Source organism: Natrinema thermotolerans (assembly GCF_031165565.1).
GTDB lineage: Archaea > Halobacteriota > Halobacteria > Halobacteriales > Natrialbaceae > Natrinema > Natrinema thermotolerans.
Genome location: NZ_CP101873.1, coordinates 3,746,696 through 3,766,666, shown reverse-complemented (window position 1 = coordinate 3,766,666; position 19,971 = coordinate 3,746,696). Strand labels below are relative to the sequence as shown.

The 19,971-nt window shown below is 66.8% G+C and carries 22 protein-coding genes and 1 tRNA gene; 14 read left to right on the top strand and 9 right to left on the bottom strand.

Annotated features, from left to right (window positions below):
• Positions 1 to 72: 72 nt before the first annotated feature.
• Together NP511_RS19350 and NP511_RS19345 are read left to right on the top strand one after the other, a co-directional pair.
• A complete protein-coding gene (locus NP511_RS19350; RefSeq protein WP_049966737.1) occupies positions 73 to 1,311 on the top strand; it encodes a mandelate racemase/muconate lactonizing enzyme family protein in 1,239 nt (412 codons plus the stop codon).
• 46 nt (positions 1,312 to 1,357) lie between these two features.
• Complete coding sequence (locus NP511_RS19345) at positions 1,358 to 2,536, top strand: S1C family serine protease (RefSeq protein ID WP_049966736.1); 1,179 nt, start codon at positions 1,358 to 1,360, stop codon at positions 2,534 to 2,536.
• Positions 2,537 to 2,625: 89 nt separating this feature from the next.
• Here NP511_RS19345 and NP511_RS19340 read toward each other — a convergent pair whose 3' ends face one another.
• On the bottom strand, positions 2,626 to 2,820 hold the full coding sequence (locus NP511_RS19340) for a hypothetical protein (RefSeq protein ID WP_006650767.1): 195 nt from the start codon (positions 2,818 to 2,820) through the stop codon (positions 2,626 to 2,628).
• Positions 2,821 to 2,977: 157 nt separating this feature from the next.
• On the opposite strand from NP511_RS19340, the gene NP511_RS19335 reads away from it, so the two are divergent.
• From NP511_RS19335 to NP511_RS19325, 3 genes are all read left to right on the top strand, one after another.
• A complete protein-coding gene (locus tag NP511_RS19335) occupies positions 2,978 to 3,157 on the top strand; it encodes a protein translocase SEC61 complex subunit gamma (protein WP_006180673.1) in 180 nt (59 codons plus the stop codon).
• The gene (locus NP511_RS19330) at positions 3,157 to 3,594 is read left to right on the top strand and encodes a transcription elongation factor Spt5 (protein WP_006180674.1); all 438 of its coding nucleotides are present in this window, start codon (positions 3,157 to 3,159) and stop codon (positions 3,592 to 3,594) included. Before NP511_RS19335 ends, NP511_RS19330 begins: the two co-directional genes overlap by 1 nt.
• Before the next feature lie 361 nt (positions 3,595 to 3,955).
• The gene (locus NP511_RS19325) at positions 3,956 to 4,756 is read left to right on the top strand and encodes an alpha/beta hydrolase (RefSeq protein ID WP_049966735.1); all 801 of its coding nucleotides are present in this window, start codon (positions 3,956 to 3,958) and stop codon (positions 4,754 to 4,756) included.
• Between the two features lie 67 nt (positions 4,757 to 4,823).
• Here the strand turns inward: NP511_RS19325 and NP511_RS19320 are convergent, their stop codons facing one another.
• Positions 4,824 to 5,111 carry a DUF7565 family protein gene (locus NP511_RS19320; RefSeq protein WP_006180676.1) on the bottom strand — a complete coding sequence of 96 codons (288 nt, stop codon included), beginning with the start codon at positions 5,109 to 5,111 and terminating at the stop codon, positions 4,824 to 4,826.
• Between the two features lie 137 nt (positions 5,112 to 5,248).
• On the opposite strand from NP511_RS19320, the gene NP511_RS19315 reads away from it, so the two are divergent.
• The 3 genes from NP511_RS19315 to NP511_RS19305 all read left to right on the top strand — a co-directional run bounded on the left by NP511_RS19315 (position 5,249) and on the right by NP511_RS19305 (position 7,815).
• Positions 5,249 to 6,001, top strand: a complete 753-nt coding sequence (locus NP511_RS19315; protein WP_049966734.1) for a PHP domain-containing protein — start codon at positions 5,249 to 5,251, stop codon at positions 5,999 to 6,001.
• Between the two features lie 158 nt (positions 6,002 to 6,159).
• Positions 6,160 to 7,383 carry a mandelate racemase/muconate lactonizing enzyme family protein gene (locus NP511_RS19310; protein ID WP_049966733.1) on the top strand — a complete coding sequence of 408 codons (1,224 nt, stop codon included), beginning with the start codon at positions 6,160 to 6,162 and terminating at the stop codon, positions 7,381 to 7,383.
• Between the two features lie 159 nt (positions 7,384 to 7,542).
• A complete protein-coding gene (locus NP511_RS19305; protein WP_136396920.1) occupies positions 7,543 to 7,815 on the top strand; it encodes a hypothetical protein in 273 nt (90 codons plus the stop codon).
• 101 nt (positions 7,816 to 7,916) lie between these two features.
• Here NP511_RS19305 and NP511_RS19300 read toward each other — a convergent pair whose 3' ends face one another.
• From NP511_RS19300 to NP511_RS19290, 3 genes are read right to left on the bottom strand one after another with little or no spacing between them, the layout of a single operon-like run.
• Positions 7,917 to 8,381, bottom strand: a complete 465-nt coding sequence (locus NP511_RS19300) for a Mut7-C RNAse domain-containing protein (RefSeq protein WP_049966731.1) — start codon at positions 8,379 to 8,381, stop codon at positions 7,917 to 7,919.
• Between the two features lie 17 nt (positions 8,382 to 8,398).
• A complete protein-coding gene (gene polX / locus NP511_RS19295; RefSeq protein WP_049966730.1) occupies positions 8,399 to 10,150 on the bottom strand; it encodes a DNA polymerase/3'-5' exonuclease PolX in 1,752 nt (583 codons plus the stop codon).
• Positions 10,147 to 10,587, bottom strand: a complete 441-nt coding sequence (locus tag NP511_RS19290; protein WP_049966729.1) for a DUF5788 family protein — start codon at positions 10,585 to 10,587, stop codon at positions 10,147 to 10,149. The genes polX and NP511_RS19290 overlap by 4 nt, the downstream gene beginning before the upstream one ends.
• 145 nt (positions 10,588 to 10,732) lie before the next feature.
• Here NP511_RS19290 and NP511_RS19285 point away from each other — a divergent pair, with 145 nt between their 5' ends.
• From NP511_RS19285 to NP511_RS19275, 3 genes are all read left to right on the top strand, one after another.
• Complete coding sequence (locus tag NP511_RS19285) at positions 10,733 to 11,692, top strand: rhomboid family intramembrane serine protease (protein WP_049966728.1); 960 nt, start codon at positions 10,733 to 10,735, stop codon at positions 11,690 to 11,692.
• Positions 11,693 to 11,752: 60 nt separating this feature from the next.
• Entirely contained in the window at positions 11,753 to 12,544 is a 792-nt protein-coding gene (locus NP511_RS19280) for an endonuclease V (RefSeq protein WP_049966727.1), read from the top strand.
• 285 nt (positions 12,545 to 12,829) lie between these two features.
• Positions 12,830 to 13,786 carry an SDR family oxidoreductase gene (locus NP511_RS19275; protein ID WP_049966726.1) on the top strand — a complete coding sequence of 319 codons (957 nt, stop codon included), beginning with the start codon at positions 12,830 to 12,832 and terminating at the stop codon, positions 13,784 to 13,786.
• 28 nt (positions 13,787 to 13,814) lie between these two features.
• Here NP511_RS19275 and NP511_RS19270 read toward each other — a convergent pair whose 3' ends face one another.
• Positions 13,815 to 14,345: a DUF7097 family protein gene (locus tag NP511_RS19270; protein ID WP_049966725.1), complete on the bottom strand. Its 531-nt coding sequence runs from the start codon at positions 14,343 to 14,345 to the stop codon at positions 13,815 to 13,817.
• Between the two features lie 102 nt (positions 14,346 to 14,447).
• Between NP511_RS19270 and NP511_RS19265 the strand changes: the two genes are divergently transcribed.
• The 3 genes from NP511_RS19265 to NP511_RS19255 all read left to right on the top strand — a co-directional run bounded on the left by NP511_RS19265 (position 14,448) and on the right by NP511_RS19255 (position 17,313).
• Positions 14,448 to 15,128, top strand: a complete 681-nt coding sequence (locus tag NP511_RS19265) for a CPBP family intramembrane glutamic endopeptidase (protein WP_049966724.1) — start codon at positions 14,448 to 14,450, stop codon at positions 15,126 to 15,128.
• Between the two features lie 88 nt (positions 15,129 to 15,216).
• A complete protein-coding gene (locus NP511_RS19260) occupies positions 15,217 to 15,594 on the top strand; it encodes a DUF192 domain-containing protein (RefSeq protein ID WP_006650753.1) in 378 nt (125 codons plus the stop codon).
• A 117-nt stretch (positions 15,595 to 15,711) separates the two neighbouring features.
• Complete coding sequence (locus NP511_RS19255; RefSeq protein WP_371827952.1) at positions 15,712 to 17,313, top strand: (R)-citramalate synthase; 1,602 nt, start codon at positions 15,712 to 15,714, stop codon at positions 17,311 to 17,313.
• Positions 17,314 to 17,412: 99 nt separating this feature from the next.
• Here NP511_RS19255 and NP511_RS19250 read toward each other — a convergent pair whose 3' ends face one another.
• From NP511_RS19250 to NP511_RS19240, 3 genes are all read right to left on the bottom strand, one after another.
• Entirely contained in the window at positions 17,413 to 17,613 is a 201-nt protein-coding gene (locus tag NP511_RS19250; protein WP_049966722.1) for a hypothetical protein, read from the bottom strand.
• A gap of 83 nt (positions 17,614 to 17,696) precedes the next feature.
• A complete protein-coding gene (locus NP511_RS19245; protein ID WP_049966721.1) occupies positions 17,697 to 19,355 on the bottom strand; it encodes a 4Fe-4S ferredoxin N-terminal domain-containing protein in 1,659 nt (552 codons plus the stop codon).
• A 470-nt stretch (positions 19,356 to 19,825) separates the two neighbouring features.
• Positions 19,826 to 19,910, bottom strand: a tRNA-Ser gene (locus tag NP511_RS19240).
• Between the last annotated feature and the right edge of the window lie 61 nt (positions 19,911 to 19,971).

Genomic DNA, 19,971 nt, shown 5'->3' with positions numbered 1-19,971 from the left:
GTCCGGCACGACTGCGCAACCCCGCCCACCGCAGGTGACAGTTATTACTACCGTGCGAGTGAACGTCCGACTATGGGAGTCGATTACTCGAGGCTGCACGACCCGAACGCCGAGTACACGATGCGGGACCTCTCGGCGGAGACGATGGGAGTCACGCGCGAGCGCGGCGGCGGGCGCGATATCGAGATCACTGACGTCCAGACGACGATGGTCGACGGCAACTTCCCGTGGACGCTCGTGCGGATCTACACGGACGCGGGGATCGTCGGCACCGGCGAGGCCTACTGGGGTGCCGGCGCGCCGGAACTGATCGAGCGGATGACGCCGTTCCTGCAGGGCGAGAACCCGCTGGACATCGACCGACTGACCGAACACCTCGTCCAGAAGATGTCCGGCGAGGGCTCGATCGGCGGCGTCACGGTCACCGCGATTTCGGGCATCGAGGTCGCCCTGCACGATCTGGCCGGCAAGATCCTTGAGGTGCCGGCCTACCAGCTGCTGGGGGGCAAGTACCGCGACGAGGTCCGGGTCTACTGTGACTGCCACACCGAGGAAGAGGCGGATCCGATCGCCTGCGCCGACGAGGCCGAGCGCGTCGTCGAGGAGTTGGGCTACGACGCCCTGAAGTTCGACCTCGACGTGCCAAGCGGCCACGAGAAGGACCGCGCGAACCGCCACCTCCGAGCTCCCGAAATCGAACACAAAGCCTCGATCGTCGAGGCGGTCACCGAGCGCGTCGGCTCGCGCGCCGACGTGGCCTTCGACTGCCACTGGAGTTTCTCCGGCGGCAGCGCCAAGCGGCTCGCGAAGCGCTTGGAGGAGTACGACGTCTGGTGGCTCGAGGACCCCGTGCCGCCGGAGAACCACGACGTGCAACGCGAAATCACGCAGTCGACGACGACGCCGATCACCGTCGGCGAGAACGTCTACCGGAAACACGGCCAGCGCCGCCTGCTCGAGGAGCAGTCCGTCGACATCATCGCGCCCGATATGCCGAAGGTCGGCGGGATGCGCGAAACCCGCAAGATCGCGGATCTGGCGGACATGTACTACGTCCCGGTCGCGATGCACAACGTCGCCTCGCCGGTCGCGACGGTCGCCAGCGCCCACGTCGGCGCGGCCATCTCGAACGCCCTGGCCGTCGAGTACCACTCCTACGAACTCGACTGGTGGGAGGACTTGGTCGAGGAGACGGTCATCGAGGACGGCTCCATCGAGATCCCCGAGGAGCCCGGCCTGGGCGTCACGCTCGACATGGACGCCGTTGCGGAACACGCGGTCGAGGGCGAAGACCTCTTCGACGAGGCCTGACCCTGCTGTTCGGGGCCGATCGGCTGCCCCTGCCGGCTCCCGTTTTATGTCGCTCGTCGGGGTGGCTATCCGCGTGCCATCGAACGAACGGACGCGACGACGGTTCTTGCGGACGGCTGGAACGATCAGCACCATCGCGGCGCTGGGCCTCGGCGGGGCGGGAACCGGCGCTGCACAGGACGACGGCGACTCGAGCGCGGCGGGAGACGGCCCCAACGTCGACAGCGAGTACGCGGCGGTGTACGAGGCGGCGATCGACTCCGTCGTACTGGTGTCCGTCGCCGGAATGGGCGCGCCAGACGGTGGTGGTCGAGGCGGGATCGGTACTGGATTCGTCCTCGAGAACGGATACGTCCTGACGAACAACCACGTCGTCGAGGCTGCCAGTGAGGGCGGGATCGAACTCCAGTTCAACAACGGCGAGTGGCGGACGGCCGCCGTCGTCGGTACCGACGTCTACAGCGACCTCGCCGTCCTCGAAGTCGAGGACGTGCCGGATGTCGCCGACGGGCTCTCGCTGGCCGACTTCCGGCCGGTGATCGGGCAGGAAGTCCTCGCCATCGGCAACCCGCTGGGGCTCGACGCCTCCGTCTCACAGGGGATCGTCAGCGGGCTCGATCGGGCGCTTCCCAGCCCGACCGGGTTCTCGATCCCGGCCGCGATCCAGACCGACGCGCCGATCAACCCCGGCAACAGCGGCGGGCCGCTGGTGAGCCTCGACAACGAGGTGCTGGGCGTCGTCTTCGCCGGGGCCGGCCAGACGATCGGCTTCGCGATCTCCGCACAACTGGCGAACCGCGTCGTCCCCGCGCTCATCGAGGACGGCGACTACGAACATCCCTACATGGGCGTGGGAGTCCGACCGGTCGGCCCGAGCGTCGCCGAGGAAATCGGCCTCGAGGAGGCGACCGGCGTGCTGGTCGCCGAGGTCGTCCCGAACTCCCCCGCGGACGGCGTCCTCGAGCCGGCGGCAACGGGACGGCCCGGGACCGGCGACGTAATCGTCGCCATCGAGGGGACGCCGATCCCCACGCAGGACCAACTCTCCTCGTATCTCGCGCTCGAGGCGTCGCCGGACGAGACGGTCGAGGTCGAGATCGTCCGCGACGGCGAGCGGGGGACCGTCGAACTGACGCTTGGTTCCCGGCCGGAGCCGGAACGGCAGCGGCCCCCGATTCCGGGCGGTCCGGGCCCGGGCGAGCGACCGCCGGGCCCCCGGCCCTGATCGCCGTTGATCTTGGTCACAAAAACCGGCACGTCCCGGTTACTGCCGTTTCCGACCCGCTTTCGTCGCGGTCTGCGAGTCGTTCGGCGTTACTCCTCCTCGGCTTCGCCTTCCGCTTCCTCGAGGGTCTCCGCGTTCTCCCGGGGCGCGTTCTGCGTCCCGAGAGTACCGTCGCCGTCGTCGACTTCGTCGGGGTCGCGGTCGATCCGCTCGAGTTCGTCTTCGATTTCGGCTTCCCGTTCGGCCTCGTACTCGTCGGTTCTGTCGGTATCGTCTTCAGCCATGCGGCGGCGCTTGGGGGGCGAGCGGTTTGGACGCCGGGCCGTCGAGTGCAACGTCGATAGCTGCCTCGAGTCGGCCCGCTGAGCGGGGGGCACTCGTGGCAACACTTCGGCTGACACGAAAGACAGATAAAAGACCCCGCGCTGTGAATAGACAGATATGGACGTTCCCTACGACCTCACCTCGTACGTTCGGGTGTTGAAAATGGCGACGACACCCACGACCGAGGAGTTCCTCCAAGTGTCGAAGATCGCCGGTGCGGGGATCTTCCTGGTCGGCCTCGTCGGCTTCATCATCGGCGCGATTATGCTGTTCATCTCGGGCGGTGGTGGCATCTAATGGGGATCTACGCTGTCAAAACGACGGCGAGTCAGGAACGAACCGTCGCCGACATGATCATCAACCGCGAGGAGCCGGAGATCCACGCGGCGCTGGCCCCCGACTCGCTGACCTCCTACGTGATGGTCGAAGCCGAGGGCAACGCCGTCCTCAACCGCGTCCTCGAGGACATTCCCCACGCCCGCAGCATCGTCCCCGGCGAGTCCGACATTTCGGAGGTCGAACACTTCCTCTCGCCGAAGCCGGACGTCGAGGGGATCGCCGAGGGCGACATCGTCGAACTCATCGCCGGTCCGTTCAAGGGCGAGAAGGCACAGGTACAGCGAATCGACGAAGGCAAAGACCAGGTGACCGTCGAACTGTACGAGGCGACGGTTCCGATTCCGGTGACGGTTCGGGGCGACCAGATTCGCGTGCTGGATTCCGACGAACGGTAGTTCGTCGACGATGCGAGCGGATGCGACGCACCCGTAAACGGACAGTAACGAGCGGTCGCGGATGGGGTCGCTCGGCGCGAACGAAGTGAGCCTCGCGGACGTTTCTACGCCAGTTTGCGAGACACAGTAACGACGGAGGTGATTGTCCGCGGGCACCCGGCATCGTAATCCGAGCGGGCGAGTCACATCCGTCGTCAACCTACCTACGACATTTACCAGCGGTCGCGAAACCGATCGACTGCTAGTCGGGACGAGCCAGCCACCTGCCCTGTAATAAAAACGCTCAGTTCCGAAGATAAAGCGGTAACGACGGACACGAGAATGGGGTTGTCGTTCGCTACCACAACGCGAACGATAACTGATGACTCACGAAGCACACGCGGATTCGACTGCGGGGAACAGTGATACGACGCTCTCGCGGCGGCGAATGCTGCGGACGACGGCGGCGACGGTCGTCGCCGGGACCGGGTTGAGCGTCGCGTCGGGGTCGGTCGCGGCCGACACCGACGAGATCATGGAGGTCGACTTCCGGTATGGGACGCCGAGCATCGACGACGCGCCACAAAACGAGGACGAGGTCGTCTTCAACGTCCACGGCTATACGGGATCCTCGGAGAGCGTCAACGAGGCCGCGACCTTCCAGCAGACCGCCAGGGATCTCGGCTATACCGAGACCGTGACCGCCGTGACGTGGGACGACAGCGGCCTCCCAAGTTCCGCCGAAGCGAGCGCTCGAGACACCGGCGACGCCTTCGCCGCTTGGCTCGGCGACTACACGAACGCGAACCCGGACACGACGATCCGCATCCTCGGCCACTCGATGGGCGGAATCGTCCAGATGGAGACGCTCGCGGCCATCGGCGGCGCGTTCACTGTCGAGACAGCAGACAGCATCGGCTCCTACGAGGTGGATGACGCTCCCTGTGAGAGCGGGGACTTTGACGACGCTATCGAGTCCTCGGCCGGCGAGGTCCACAACTACTACTCGACCAACGACAGCATCGCCCGACTCGGGAGCGGACCGGCCGACTGCGGCGGCTGGTTCTCCGACGGGGAGACGGCGAGTAACTATGCCGACGTCGACGTGAGCGACGCCGTCCCCGACCATACCTCCTACAAGGAGAGTACCGGCTGCGTCTCGGCGATTATCGACAACTACTGACGCCGATACAACGTGGCTCGAGCGGACGACGAGAGTGAGGACGCCACGGCAGGGACGACGATTGTCGTTACCGCTTCAGTTCGTTCGCGATCGTTTTCATGTCCGCGACCGATTCGATCTCCTCGAGCAGTTCCTCGCGTTCCCGGACCGCCTCGGAGCTGGCACCGTAGGCGCGGACGTACTCGGCGCGACTGTGTTCGGTGAAGGCGTGTCGGATCGCGAGGTAGCCGTCGGGGACGACGGTGCCACAGACCTTACACTCGCGGCGCTGGTGTTCCGTCGCCTGATGGACGACGGCCGACTCGACGTCTTCGAAGACCGATCCACAGCCGTCGATTCCGCATTCCCAGGCCATTCGATACCGGAACTCGCACGGCCGCCCTAATCATCCTTTCGCAGCCGAGCCCATCGGTCGGAAGACAGGTGGCCGATCGGCCGCCGAATCAGAATTCATAACTCGGCTGTCCCGAAAGTGGGGGGCGTGATCGAGGAGTGACGTACCGAGTCGACCCCCACGTGAAGGTGCTGACCGATCGCGTTGTCGAGCGGGCAAAACGGGCCGGTCTCGACGCGATCGTCTACGCACCGCATTTCACCCGGCTTCCGGAGACCCGCGAGCGGGCGGCGGCCTATTCCGACGACGACCTGCTGGTGATCCCCGCCCGCGAGGTGTTCACCGGAACGTGGCGGAACCGCAAACACGTCCTCGCGCTGGGCCTCGAGGAGCCGGTTCCCGATTTCATCCCGCTCGAGACGGCGATGGCCGAGTTCGAGCGCCAGGGAGCGACGGTACTCGTCCCGCATCCGGAGTTTGCGAACGTGAGCCTCTCCGAGGCGGATCTGCGCCGGTACGCCGACGTGATCGACGCCATCGAGATCTTCAACCCGCGACACTTCCCGTGGGATAACCGACGTGCCCGCGACCTCGCCGACTCCCTCTCGCTGCCGCCCTTCACGTCGTCGTACGCACACCTCCCGCGGTCCGTCGGGGTCGCCCACACCGCCCTCGAGGCCGCGATCGAGACGGAAGCCGACCTCCTCGAGGCGTTCGACGACGGGGTCGCTCGCCGCGTGATCTACGACGACGGGCCGTATCGCTGGTCGACGACCGCTTCGGAACTCGGCAATCTCGTCTACGAGAACACCTGGGAGAAGGTCGACCGGCTCTTCCTCTCGGGAACCGAGCCGACCCATCCACAGCATATCGCCTACGACGGGCGGTTCGACGACGCCGCCGTCTATTAGTACCGCCGGGACCGCATACCGTCCGCCATCGATGCTCGAGCCGGTGGTTTGACGTGCGAACGTGTGCCAGTATTTCCCACGATGATCTCGAGTCCCCGTCTCGCCGCGTCGTCGTTCGACCGCGAACCCAGTACCACCGTCGTCGTCGGTGATCGGCGGTGAGGGATTTTTCGAACCACGCCACGGATCGCCCGGCGGGTCACGACGTCGCGATCACCGGAATCGAATCGGCGGTCGTCGACGGAAACTTCGAGTGGAACCTCGTGAAAGTCCACACGGATGCGGGCGTGACGGGGATCGGCGAGGCCTACCGCGGGGGCGGCGTCCCGGAACTGATCGAGTACGCGAACCGGTTTCTGGTCGGCGAAAACCCATTGGACGTCGAGCGGCTGTTCCGGCGCATCGTGCAGGAGACCTCGGGCCACGGCGGGACGACGGGGAAGGTCGTCACCGCAGCCTCGGGCATCGAGATCGCGCTCTGGGACGCCGCCGGGAAAATCCTGGACCTGCCGGTCTACCAGTTGCTGGGCTCGCGCTACCGCGACCGGATTCGAATCTACTGCGACTGCCACGCCGGCGAGGCCTACGCGGTCGACGACGGCGGGTTCACCGAGTACGCCGACGCGGACGCCTACACCCCCGAGGCCTACGCCGCGGAAGCCGAGCGCGTCGTCGACATGGGCTTCGACGCGATCAAGTTCGACCTCGACATGGAGCGGGACAACGAGCCCGACCCCTACAACGGGCGGCTATCCAACGCCGCGATCGACCACAAAGTGTCGGTCGCCGAGGCCGTCCGCGACGCCGTCGGACGGGAGGTCGACCTCGCCTTCGACTGCCACTGGGACTACACCGTCGAGAGCGCCGCGCGGCTCGCCCGCAAACTCGAGCCCTACGATCTCATGTGGCTCGAGGACGTCGTCCCGCCGGAGGAGACCGACGCCCAGAGAGAGGTCGCCCGCCGGACCGAGACACCGCTCGCGACGGGCGAGAACCGCTTTCGTATCCACGAACTGAGCGACCTGCTCGACGAGTACGCGGTCGACGTGATCACGCCCGATCCGGCCACCTGCGGCGGCCTCGCCGAGTCGAAACGGATCGCCGAGCGCGCCGAGGAACGGTACGTCCCGTTCTCGCCGCACAACGTCTGTAGCCCCGTCGGCACGATGGCCTGCGTCCACCTCTGTGCCGCCGTCCCCAACGCCGACGTGCTGGAATATCACGCCCTCGAGGTCGACTGGTGGGACGACCTGCTCGCACGCGAGGAGCCACTCATCGAGGACGGCTACATCGACGTGCCGACCGAGCCGGGGCTGGGGATCGAACTGGACGAGTCGGTCGTCGAGGACCACCTGCTGCCCGGGACCGACGGCTTCGACTGAGCGACGCGTACCTCCGCCATACCCGTAGCTGCTACCGGAATTTTGATTCGACGGTGGGTGTGAAACCCGCGTTCAGTAGCGGGGCATCTCGAGCAAATCGTCTCCGATGTCACGACTGATGGATACCATTATGTGTCTGGGATTCGAACTTCGTGTCACATGTCCTCCAAAAATACGGTTGGCGCTGCGCCACTGATCACGGGCATTTTGCTCGCGTTCCAATCAGCCGATGCGATGGTCCAAAGCGGACTTTCGCCGTGGTCGGTCCTCGGTCTCACTGGTGGTTGTGCCGCCATCGTTGTCGGTCTCGGAACGCTGCTCGGGACGGACACGTTCAAACGGGAAACAGTCGCAACCGACCGACTTTCGACGGCCGTTCTCGGACTGGCTGCGACCGCATTTGCCGCCGGTGCAGCGATCGCAGTCGCATAGCATATAACGACTGAGAGCGACGTCCCCCGCTATATTTTCGGACCCCCGACGCCACGTGTCGAAGAGCCCGATTTCAACCGCTTCCGAACGGAGAAACCGTACTACGCGCCACCGTCGACGTTACGGACTCTCGAGAGCGTCGCCGCGACCCGATCCCAGTGGCTCCCCCGCCAGAAGTGCTGACCACAGTCCCGACAGACCCACGTCTCGACCTCCGTCGGATCGGGCGCGTATTCCGGTGTCGAACCGGTCGGATCGGCCGGCTCGAGCGGGCCGTTACACCGCCCGCAGAAGTCGGGGTCGTCGGCGAGGGTGAGATCGACGCCCGCCGCGTCGAGTTCGGCGAGTTGGGCCTCGACGTCGCGGCTCTCGAGGAGGATCGACTCGTCGGCGCGGGCCGCCACGTCGACGTCTCGCGTGACGACGGTTCGGTCCTCCTCGCGGGCGACGGCGAGGAGGTCGTCGTCGGCCTCGAGGCCGCGGTCGCCGGCGTAGGCGGTGTCGTGGTCGCACATCCGCAGATAGGCACGGAGCCCGCCGCACATGAGATCGAGGAGGAGTCGCATGGTGTAGCGGGGACGTGTCAGTGGAGGAACTCCCGTAACGCGGCGAGCCCCCAGGTGTTGATCACGTCCGCGGGCTCGGCCCAGCCCCGCCGCGCGGTGTGGACGCCCCAGCGCATGTACTCGAGCGTCGCGGGCCGGTGGGCGTCGGTATTGACGGCGATCACCGCGCCCTCGTCTATGGCCGCCTGTACCGCGCTGCCCCAGAGATCCAGCCGACGGGGATTGCTGTTGACCTCGAGGGCCGTGTCGTGGTCGGCGGCGGCCGCCCCGAGCGCGGTCGCGTCGAACTCGAGGCCGGCGCGTTCGTTGAGCAGGCGGCCGCTGGGGTGGCCGAGGACGTCGATCGTCGGGTTCTCGACGGCCCGGACGAGCCGTTCGGTCGCGGTCTCGGCGTCCTGGCTCAGGGCGCTGTGGGTCGAGGCGACGATCACGTCCAGCGCGTCGATCACGTCCTCGGAGAGGTCGACTTCGCCCGCGGCGTCGACGTTGGCCTCGATCCCCGCGAGGACCTCGATGTCAGCGTCGTCGCCGACTGCACGGATCTCCGCGACCTGCTCGAGGATCTCGTCGTCGGCGAGGCCCATGCCGCCGACGACGCCCGGGCCCTCGGCGTGATCGGCGATCCCGAAGTAGTCGTAGCCCCGGTCCGCGGCGGCTTCGACCATCGCCTCGATGGACGTGTTGCCGTCGGACCACTCGGTGTGGGTATGCAGGTCGCCACGGATATCGTCGCGCTCGAGCAGGGTCGGTAGTTCGCCGGCCGCCGCGGCGTCGATCTCGCCGCGGTCGGTTCGGAGTTCGGGCGGAATCCACGCCAGTCCGAGCGCTTCGTACATCCCCGCCTCGGTCTCGCCCGCGATGCGGTCGCCGATGCGCTGGTCCGCTTCGTGGTCTTCGACCCCGCTGACGTCGAAGGCCCCGTACTCGTTTAACTTCATCCCGCGGTCGATCGCGTAGTTTCGCAGGGCGACGTTGTGGTCCTTGCTCCCCGTGAAGTACTGCAGCGCCGAGCCGAACTCCGCGGGGACGACGACCCGCAGGTCGACGCGGCTCTCGCCGACCCGGACGCTGGCCTTCTCGGGGCCGGACTCGATCTCGTCGTCGACCGACTCCCACGAAACGAACTGCTCGACGACCGCCTCGCCGTCTTCGGTCGCCGCGAGGACGTCCACGTCGCCGATCGTCTCGCGCCACCGGCGGATCGAGCCCGCCACCTCGCAGCGCTCGACCGCCTCGAGACCCTCGAGGTACGCGAGGACATCGTCAGCAAGCGGCCGGGCTTCCCCAAGGAGCTGGCGCTGGCCGACCGTTCGGGCGAACTCGAGGTTCTCGAGGATGTTCTGCTCCGTTTTCGGGCCAAACCCCTTGACGTCCTGTATCTCGCCCGCTTCGGCCGCGTCCTCGAGGTCGTCCAACGTCTCGACCCCGAGTTCGCGGTAGAGCTTCCCTGCGGTCTTGGGGCCGACGCCCTCGATGCGGGTGATGTCGGCGATGTCGATCGGCAGCTCGGCCCGCAGTTCCTCGAGTTCCTCGATTCCGCCGGTCTCGACGTACTCGACGATCTTCGCGGAGATGGCGTCGCCGACGCCGTCGATGTTCTCGAGGACCTCGCGGTCGCCGGCCGCGACCCGGTCGGCGATCGGCGACGGATGGGCCCGGACGTTCTCGGCCGCGCGCCGGTAGGCGCGGGGCTTGTACTCGACATCGTCGGCCTCGAGCAGGTCCGCGAACTCCTCGAACCGGGCCGCGATCTCGGCGTTGGTCGTCATCGGCCCCTCCGGGAGGCTCCGTCGTCCTCCCGTCCCAGCGCCTTCTTCAGGAAGGACATCCAGCGCTTGCGGTCCTGGGCCTGCTTGGCCTGTTGCTCGCGCTCGAGGTCCGTCGGGCCGAGGCTCTCGAGGGCGTTCAACGCCCGGTCGATGCCGATGATGCTCTGGGCGAGTTCCTCGCCCTCCTCGCGGGTGATCGCACCCTCCTCGATCCGCTCGAGTCGCTCGAGCCGCTCGCGTCGCAGGTTCCGCTTGGCCTGCTCGACGCGCTCGCGTTCGCCGGACGGCACCGTCTCGCGGCGCTTGATCTCGAAGACGAAGGTCCGGAGATCGATCTCCTCGTCCTGGACCGTGATCGTCTCCGGGATGTCCGCGCCGACGGTCGCGCCCTCGCGCTCGACGCGCTCGAGCAGTTGCTTGCGCTCGTACTCTTGCACGCCCGGATATGGGAGCCCGCCGGGCAAAAATGTACAGTCCGCCGGGAAGCGATGTGACCGCCGGGGCCGCCGCCGTACCTGACAGCTCTTCGAAACTAGTGACAAACCCCAAATCCCTTAGCGACGCCGCACATACCCCCGGTCAATGGCGAAGTGCGACGCGTGTGGGAACGACGAAAACATGCCGTACAACTGTCGTCACTGCGGCGGCACCTACTGTGGCGACCATCGGCTGCCCGAGAACCACGACTGCTCGGGACTCGAGAACTGGAACGACCCGCAGGGTGTCTTCGACAGCGGGTTCGACGACGGGATCGGTTCCGGCGGGAGTACCTCGCGGGCCTCCGGAGTCATGGACAAACTCCCGATCGATACCGGCCCGGGCGGCCCGCTGGCGTACTTCCGCGGGAACATGACCTACACGTTCCTGCTCCTGATGTGGGTCACGTACGCCCTTCAGGCCGCCGCCCTGATCGTCGGCGGTGTATCACTCCACCAGTCCCTGTTCGTTCTCTCGTCGGAGCATCCGGAGTACGTCTGGACCTGGGTCACGTCGGTCTTCGCCCACTCGCCGTTCCTTCTCCCCGGCGGGAGCTTCTTCCACATCGTCGGGAACAGCATCGTGATATTCTTCTTCGGCCCGCTGGTCGAGCGCTACGTCGGGTCGCGGGACTTCGCACTGCTGTTTCTGGTCAGCGGCGTCCTCGCCGGACTGGGACAGATCTCGCTCTCGGTGCTGCAGGGCGGCGGGACCGCGGTCCTCGGGGCCAGCGGTGCCGCCCTCGCGATCATGGGCGTCCTGACCGTTCTGAACCCCGGTCTGAAGGTCTATCTCTACTTCATTCTCCCCGTCCCGATCTGGCTGCTGACCGCCGGCTACGCCTTCATCAGCATCTTCTTCCTCACCGGCGCGACCGGGGGCGGAGGTATCGCCCACGGGGCCCACCTCGTCGGCCTCGTGATCGGCCTCGCCTACGGCCAGTACGTCAAACAGAACCGAAACGTCAGCGCGCCCAGTCGCCTCGAGTTCGGCGGCGGCGGTGGCGGTCCGGGCGGTCCCGGGGGCCCCGGTGGTCCGGGCGGTCCCGGCCGCGGCCGGTTCTGACGCCCGCACCCGTCGCAGGACCCCGCAACTGATTTTCGCCCGGCGTCTACCCTCGATCCAATGCACCAGCCCCGTCCCGACCTCGCTCCCGACGGCTCGCTCTCGCGCGCGGAGATGGAAACCCTCCAGCGCGAGATCGCTTCCGTCGCGACCTTCGAGGACGACTTCTCGTTCGATCACGCAGTGCTGTCGAACCCGCTCGAGGCGACTGCGAGCGGCGGTGAGCGACCGGTCGTCGTCGGCGTCGACCAGTCCTTCCTGACGAACGCCGAGGGCGAGCAGGACCGCGCCTTGAGCGCCGTCGTCGCCACCCGCGGCGGCGAGGTGATCGAGCGCGTCCACGCGGTGACCGACCTCGAGATCCCCTACATCCCCGGCCTGCTCTCCTTCCGTGAAGGGCGGCCGATCCTCGCGGCGCTCGAGGAGTTGTCCGTCGAGCCCGATCTGCTGCTGTTCGACGGGAGCGGCCGCATCCACTTCCGGCAGGCCGGCATCGCGACCCACATCGGCGTGGTCCGGGACGTGCCAAGCGTCGGCGTCGCCAAGAGCCTGCTCTGTGGGACTCCCCGGGCGGACACCGCTGACCTCCCCGAGGGGACGACGATCGGTATCGAAGCGAACTCGAGGGTCGACGCGCCCGACGGTACCCTACTGGGCTACGCGGTCCAGACGCGCCAGTACGAGTCGCCAAACCGGCATATCAATCCGCTCTACGTCAGCCCCGGTCACCGCGTGGGTCCCGAGACGGCAGCCGAAGTTGCGCTCGCGCTGGCTACCTCGTACAAACTCCCCGAACCGGTCCGACTCGCCGACAAGTACGCCGACGCGGCCAAGGGAGAGGTCGACGCGTAGCCGATTCGACTGTCCACCGGCTACAGCCTGCTGATCAGCCACCTGCAGCGGGTGGGACTGAAAGGGGCCGGACCGATCGACGAAGCACGACGACGGAAGCACCGCAGCGACCGTCGGGAGCGAGGAGCGCACCGAGGCGCGCGAGTCGATCGGTTCGGGGGCTTTCAGGTCGTTTGCCGTCTCGAGACGATTGGTAGAGCCGATCGAACGTGAATCCGATCCGAACAGTACGATCAGCGCGACAAACCATCGATACTTAGGTATCGTCGCACGAACCGGTCGGGTATGGCTACCGATGCGGACGTCGAGAGGACAGCCGACGATGGCTCCGACGGGACCGTCGTCGAGGACGACCCCGGCCACGAGACCGCCGCGGACGACGCGGGCCCCGCAGGCGACGAGGACCGCTACACGCGCAAGCAGTCGGTACTCATCACCGGCTGCTCGTCCGGCATCGGTCGCGCGACCGCCCGCGCCTTCCTCGACGACGACTGGCAGGTCTTCGCGACGGCGCGCAACGTCGACGACATCGCCGACCTCGCGGACGAGGGCTGTGAGACCCTCGAGCTGGACGTCACCGATCCCGAGCAGGTCGCCCGGACCGTCGAGGCGGTCGTCGACGTTGCCGGCTCGATCGATTGCGTGGTCAACAACGCCGGCTACGCCCAGATGGGGCCGCTCGAGGACGTCTCGACGAGCGATCTCCACCGGCAGTTCGACGTCAACGTCTATGGGCCCCACCGGCTGACCCGCGCCGCTCTCCCGCACATGCGAGCGCAGGGCGAGGGCCGAATCGTCAACGTCTCGAGCGTCTCCGGTCGGATCTCCATGCCCGGCTCGGGCGCGTACTCCGGCTCGAAGTTCGCCCTCGAGGGGATGAGCGACGCGCTGCGGGCCGAAGTCGACGAGTTCGACATCGACGTGGTGCTGATCGAGCCCGGCCCGGTCGAGACGGCGTTCACGACCCGCGTCGACGAGGAACTCCCGGAGAACGAGCGGACGGCCGACTACGAGTCGCTGTACGAACTCTACGACGACGCGCAATTGATCGGCGGCGGCAGCGGCGGCCCGTTCGCCTCCGAGGCCGAGGACGTCGCTGAAGCGATCCTCGAGTCGGCGACCAGCCCCGATCCGCCCGCCCGGTACCCGGTCGGTCCCCTCGCGCAGTACGGGCTGTACGCCCGGTTCCTCCCGGCCTCGATTCGCGACAGGCTCTACGGACTGGTCCGCAAGCTGGTCTGAACGCCGTCCGCCGGCCGCACGCGGCCGCCTACCGCTCCGAGTCGTCGTACCGCTCGGCCGCCGACTCGAACCCCAGTTCCGACTGTTCGCGCCCACGGCGCTGCTCGAGGGCCGCGATCGCCTCGGGCTCGGGCGCGGCGTCATCGGTGATCCGCGCCCACGAGTCGTGGACCTTCGAGTGGCACCAGCGACAGAGATAGACCGTGATCTCGTGGGAGAGGGTCTCGCCGTCGCGGTCATAGGAGAGGTGATGTTCCTCGAGCAGCGGCCGCTCGTCGTCGTGGGCCATGCGTTTTTCCTCGAGGCCACAGCGAACGCACTCCCGATCGCGGTTGCGCGACCGGAAGTGGGGGCAGTCGGCCCACGTCCAGTCGGACTCGGGGTCGACGACGGGACACTCGTAGTCGTCGGCCGCGCGCTCGCGGGCGAACTCGGGGTCGTGGTCGTAGTGATCGAAGGCGTACCGACACGTCCCCTCGCCGGTCAGGTAGTCACAGACGCCCGCGAACTCGTAGGGGTCGTCGACGCCGACCGAGGTCCCCTGCGGCGTTTTCTCCATCGTCGCTCGTCCGTCTTTGGCGGACCGACCAGTTGAATTTGGCGTCCGATAGCCACGCCGGAACGTAAAAAGTATAATATGTGTGAGGAGTAACGAAAGTGAATGAACCAATCGGATCCGATTCGAACCGTCGGCGTCGTCGTCGCCGGTTGGGTCGCCCTCGAGGTCACGCTTCGTTGGGGTTTCGTTCTGGCCGGCGCTGCCGCCGGGATCGATCCGGGACTGGTCGATGCGTTCGTCCTCGCGCTCGGATTTCCACTCATCGCGGCGGTTCTCAGCCGGTACGCGCTCGAGCGCGGGCAGGACCGCGAGACCTGGGGCTGGGGCTGGGGCTGGTCCCGGCGGACCGTCGGTGCGGGGGCGCTCGCGGGGATCGTCGGGCTCGGACTGGTAGCTGGGGCGTCCCAGGTCGACGCGGCGCTGTTCGGGTTGGGCGACGGGAGCGGGACCGGCGACGAAACGACGGTGGCGGCGGCGATCCTGTTACTCGTTGGCAACGGATTCGTCGTTCCGATCGCGGAGGAGCAGGTCTGGCGGGGCGTCGTCCAGACCGAACTCGTCGAGGCCCGAGGAGCGGTCGCCGGAATCGCGGTGACGGCCGTCCTGTTCGCGTTCAAGCACGTGATCGTGGATCTGTCGGTAGTCAGACTCACGACACTGCTGACCCTGGCCGCTCTCCTCTGCGTCGTTCGCTACCGGTGGAACACTGTCAGCAGCACGGTGGCTCACGTCGTGGTCAACGCCGCCTTGACGGTCACTCTCGTCGCAACGACTCTCGGCTGACCGAACACGGACGGGCCGACGGGCGGCATTCGCGCGGTCCGACTGCCCGGCGAGAAGGTTTTTACTGGCACCCGTACGACTCGAGGTCGTGCGACTCGTCCACGAGCCGGCTTCCGACGCCGACGACGAGATATTCGAGGAGCGGACGGAAACGCTGGCGATGACAGTCGAGGTCGCGGACACGCTCGTGAGCCAGGCCCGCGGGCTCATGTTCCGCCGATCCGTGCCGGACGACTACGCGCTCGCCTTTCGGTTCGACGACGCGGCGGTCCGGGACCTCCATATGCTGTTCGTGTTCTTCCCCATCGACGCCCTCTGGGTCGAGGACGGGGTCGTCCAGCGCGTCGAGCGGCTCCGGCCGTGGCGGAGTTTCGCCCGCGCCCGAGCCGATCTCATCGTCGAACTCCCCGCCGGCAGCGCCGCGACCGTCGACCCCGGCGACCGGGTGCGACTCGAGGACGCCTGACGGATCGGTATCCGGAACCGGCGGTTTTAAGACACCGTGATACGTTGTGACGGGATACAATGGCACGCCATACGCCATCTGACGAGGATAGAGGAAGTCGGGGCGACCCGGCTGGGCGTGAAATTCTCCGACGAGTATAATCACCGTTCCGACGACAACACCCGCAGTTCCCGCAATTCACCACTCTTGCCTGTAACTCACTCACCCGAACAGACGATCGCATCGGACCGTACAGTACGCCTGCTGGACACGACGCTTCGCGACGGCGAGCAAGCGCCGGGCGTCTCGCTCTCGCCGGACGAGAAAGTCGAGATCGCCCGCTCGCTCGAGCGCGCGGGCGTCTCCGTCATCGAAGCCGGCAGCGCCTGTACCGGTGCGGGTGAGCGACAGGCCATCTCGCGGGTGACCGACCTCGATCTCGACGCCCGCGTCACCAGCTTCTGTCGCGGCATGAAAGGCGACATCGACCTCGCGCTCGAGTGTGACGTCGACGGGGTTCACATCGTCGTCCCAGCCAGCGACCGTCACGTCGAGGGCAAGGTCGGCACCTCCCGCGCGGACAACCTCGAAAACACCGCCGAACTGGTCGCCTACGCCAAAGATCACGACCTCTGGGTCGAGGTCATCGGCGAGGACGGCTCGCGGGCCGATCTCGACTACCTCGAGGAACTCGCCGAGACCTCTTTCGAGGCCGGCGCGGACCGGTTCTGTTTCGCCGACACCGTCGGCCACACCGGCCCCGAACACACCCACGAGGCCGTCTCCCGACTCGCCGACCTCGGTCCGGTGAGCGCCCACACTCACGACGACCTCGGGCTGGGCGTCACGAACGCGCTCGCGGCCGTCTCCGCGGGGGCCGATCTGGTCCACTGCACGGTCGACGGCCTCGGCGAACGCGCCGGCAACGTCGCCTTAGAGGAGGTCGCGATCGCGCTCGATCACGTCTACGACGTCGAGACGCTCGACCTCGAGGAGGTGTACGGCCTCGCCCAGATCGTCGCCCGGGCGACGGGCGTCCAGCTCCCGCCGAACAAGGCCGTCATCGGCGAGAACGCCTTCACCCACGAGAGCGGGATCCACACCGACGGCACGCTCAAGGACGACAAGATGTACGAGCCCTACGCCCCCGAGACGGTCGGGCGCGAACGCCGGCTCGCGCTGGGCAAACACACCGGTCGCGCCGGCGTCAGGGCCGCGCTCGAGGAACACGACGTCGCGGCCGACGACGACGAGGTCGCCGAGATCGCCACTCGTGTGACGGAACTGGGCGATCGTGGCCGCCGGGTCACCGACGCCGACCTGCTGGCGATCGCCGAGGACGTCACCGGGGACGATCGCGAGCGCGTCGTCGAACTCCTCGATCTCTCCGCGACCAGCGGCGGGGCGGTCCCGACCGCGAGCGTCCGCCTCGACGTCGACGGCGAGGAGCGCGTCGCCAGCGGCACCGGCTCCGGTCCCGTCGACGCCGCCGTCTCGGCCGTCCGCGAGGCGCTGGGCTCGATGGCCGACGCCGAACTCGAGTCCTACCACGTCGACGCCGTCACCGGCGGCACCGACGCCGTCGTCACCGTCGAGGTCACGATGGTCCGCAATGACCGCTCGGTGACGGTCGCCCGCAGCGAGGCCGACATCACTCGAGCGAGCGTGAAAGCGATGGTCGACGCGCTCGATCGGCTGCTCGCGACCGACCAGCAGCCGCTCGCACCGGCCGACGACTGACGACAGCCGCCGCTGATCAGCGCTCCGGTCGCTGACGCGGCCACGCCGTTTTCCCCGATTCGACCCGACAGTAACAGCAGCGTCGACGCCCGCCGTCTCCTACTCCTGTCGGAACGGATCGCTCACGACGTTCCACGGGTCGAACGCGTAGATGGCGGCCAGAAACAGGGCGACAGCGACGACGAACAGGCGAGCGACCGCGCTCGCAGACGTGGGGACGCCGATCTCGAGGGTCGTCGCCATCACGATCGCGACTCCGATCCAGAGGGTGCCGACGATCGTTCGTTTTCGACGGTCCATAGTCGCCCGTTCGGCTCGAGTCGCTTGAATGCGTGGGGTTTCGAACGGCCCCTGACTGCCGTCTCGATCGGGGTGAGGGGAGGTCAAGACGAGTCGATCGGCCCGAGGCCGACGGTCTCCTCCTCGAGGGCGTTCTGGCGCGTATCGAGCATTCCGACGTCCTCGTACGAAACCGGCCCCCTGACCTGATGAGCTTCGGGCCCGGGTTGGTGACCGAGGTAGTCGACGTTCGGGTTCGTTCCGATATCCGCGAGCAACTCGAACTCGTTTTGGGGCGCGTTGACGTAATCCTCGAACAATTCCTGGGCGACCTCCGCCGTGTCGGCGACCTGGACGTCCTGACTCGGCCCCTCGAACTGGTCCGGCATCAGCCCGAGTTCTCGGCGCACCTCGTCGCTTTCGAGGTCGAGGCCGGTTTCTTCGATCGCGCTGACGACCTCAAGGATGCCCGCTTCCTTGTCCGGGAGCGAATCGCCCGGCGGCGCTTCCTCCTCGTAGTCCTCTTGGGTAATTTGGACCCCCGTCGCGAGCGCGATTCGCCTCCTCGTGAATTCGTCGACGGCATCGATGACCGCGTCCAGGTCGCCGCTGACGCCCTCGAGCGACGACGAAACCGAATCCGCGGACGGAAGCGCCGCATCCAGGTTGATGATCGTTCGCGATCGAGCCGGGTTCTCCCTGTACCGTTCGGGATCGCTCGCGGGGTTGTTCTTGTCGCCGAACTGGATAACGTTCGGCGGGCAGGCGACCTCGCAGGCGCTCGTGCCGATGTTGCCCTCGCCGAAGTTGCCGTCCTGACGGGCGGGATCGAAGACGCACTTCGACATGACGCCGCGAGGGGCACGACTGCTGACGCGCCGGTCACGATAGTCGTAGACCATGTCCGCACCGAGTTCGTCCTCGTCGGTTTCCGGTTCCCCCCACTGGAAGTAGTTGACGCCGTACGGACAGGCGACCTGACAGTAGCGACAGCCGATGCAGACGTCGTAGTCGGTCAGCACCAGCCCGCCTCTGTCGCGGGTATGCCGGGCCGTCGTCGGGCAGACTTTCTCACAGGGCGCGTCGGTGCAGTGCTGACACGGGCGGACGAGGTAGTTGAAGTCGTGAACGACCGGGTTGTCCCCGCAGTCCTCGGGATCGACGTCGACGGTATCGGGGTCCGGGGACTCGACCGCGCCGTCCTCGAAGGCGAGGACGTACATCCAGTTCGCCCCCTGGTCCCAGTTGTGTTCCTGATTACACGCGGTCACGCAGGCGAGACAGCCGTCACAGTTCTCGAGGTCGATCGTCATTCCCCACTGGGTCCCCTCGTCCGCGTCCTGGACTTCTCCCGCCTCCTCGACGGCGGGCTCCGGTTCCTGCTGATCGACCGCGCCCCAGCCGAGACTCGCGAACCCCAGCCCGGCCCCGGTCTTTTTGAGCATTTCACGACGGGAGCCGTCGCCGTTGGCGAATTCCAACAGCGTCGACCCGATCCCATCCTCGTTGCCGTCCACATCGTCCGGACTGGCAATCGGCCGTTCGTCCTCGCCGAACTCCGCCATCACGTCGTCGTGATACCGTTCATGGAACTCCTCTTCCGAGAGTTCGCCCTTCGTGACCCGCATGGCGTCTCTCCCCATCTCCATCCCGAGTTCGGTGTCGTACTCGGTCTCGTCGAGCATCTCCTCGAGGTCGTCCTGCCACGACTCGCCGAGGGGGTGAAACGCCTCGTCGTCCGAGGTGTCGTCGTCGAAACTCATCGTCCCCACCGGTCCGGTGTCGCTCGCGGTCCGTTCATTGTGACTCGTGTTCCCACACCTATCACAAGTCTTCGCAAAGAGGCCCAGCCTGCAAATGACGGGATCGGCTGTCCCCCGAATCGGCACCTGCCGTGAACTGCCGCCGGAGGGGGTGGGTCGAGAATCGAAGTATCCGAGCAGCGCAACCCTGCGGTGTCAGTTCGGACGATCCCGTACGTTCGGGTTGCGGTCTCCGTAAACTGTCCTTTCCGACAGGGATCACGATGGCGGATGGCTGGCTCTACTTATCGTCTTGTGCTATACCGAAAACCGAGAAGGCGAGTCGAATCACGCCGAGACGTCCCGGATCGTTCGCTCCGCTCACGTCCCGGACTGCGCCTCGTCTAGTTCAAATCGTCCGTAATCGTTTTGCAGCACCGAACATCGATTCGCACCGCTACGCGGGGCTCATCGGTTTGTTGCTGTAAAAGCGCCGAGAGGGAGATTTGAACTCCCGAGTCCGTGAGGACAGCAGATTTCGAATCTGCCGCCTTGGCCGGGCTAGGCTATCTCGGCTCACTCCTCTCTACTCGAGAGACGTTTTTACCCGTTTCGATTTTTTCGCTCCGTGCGAACG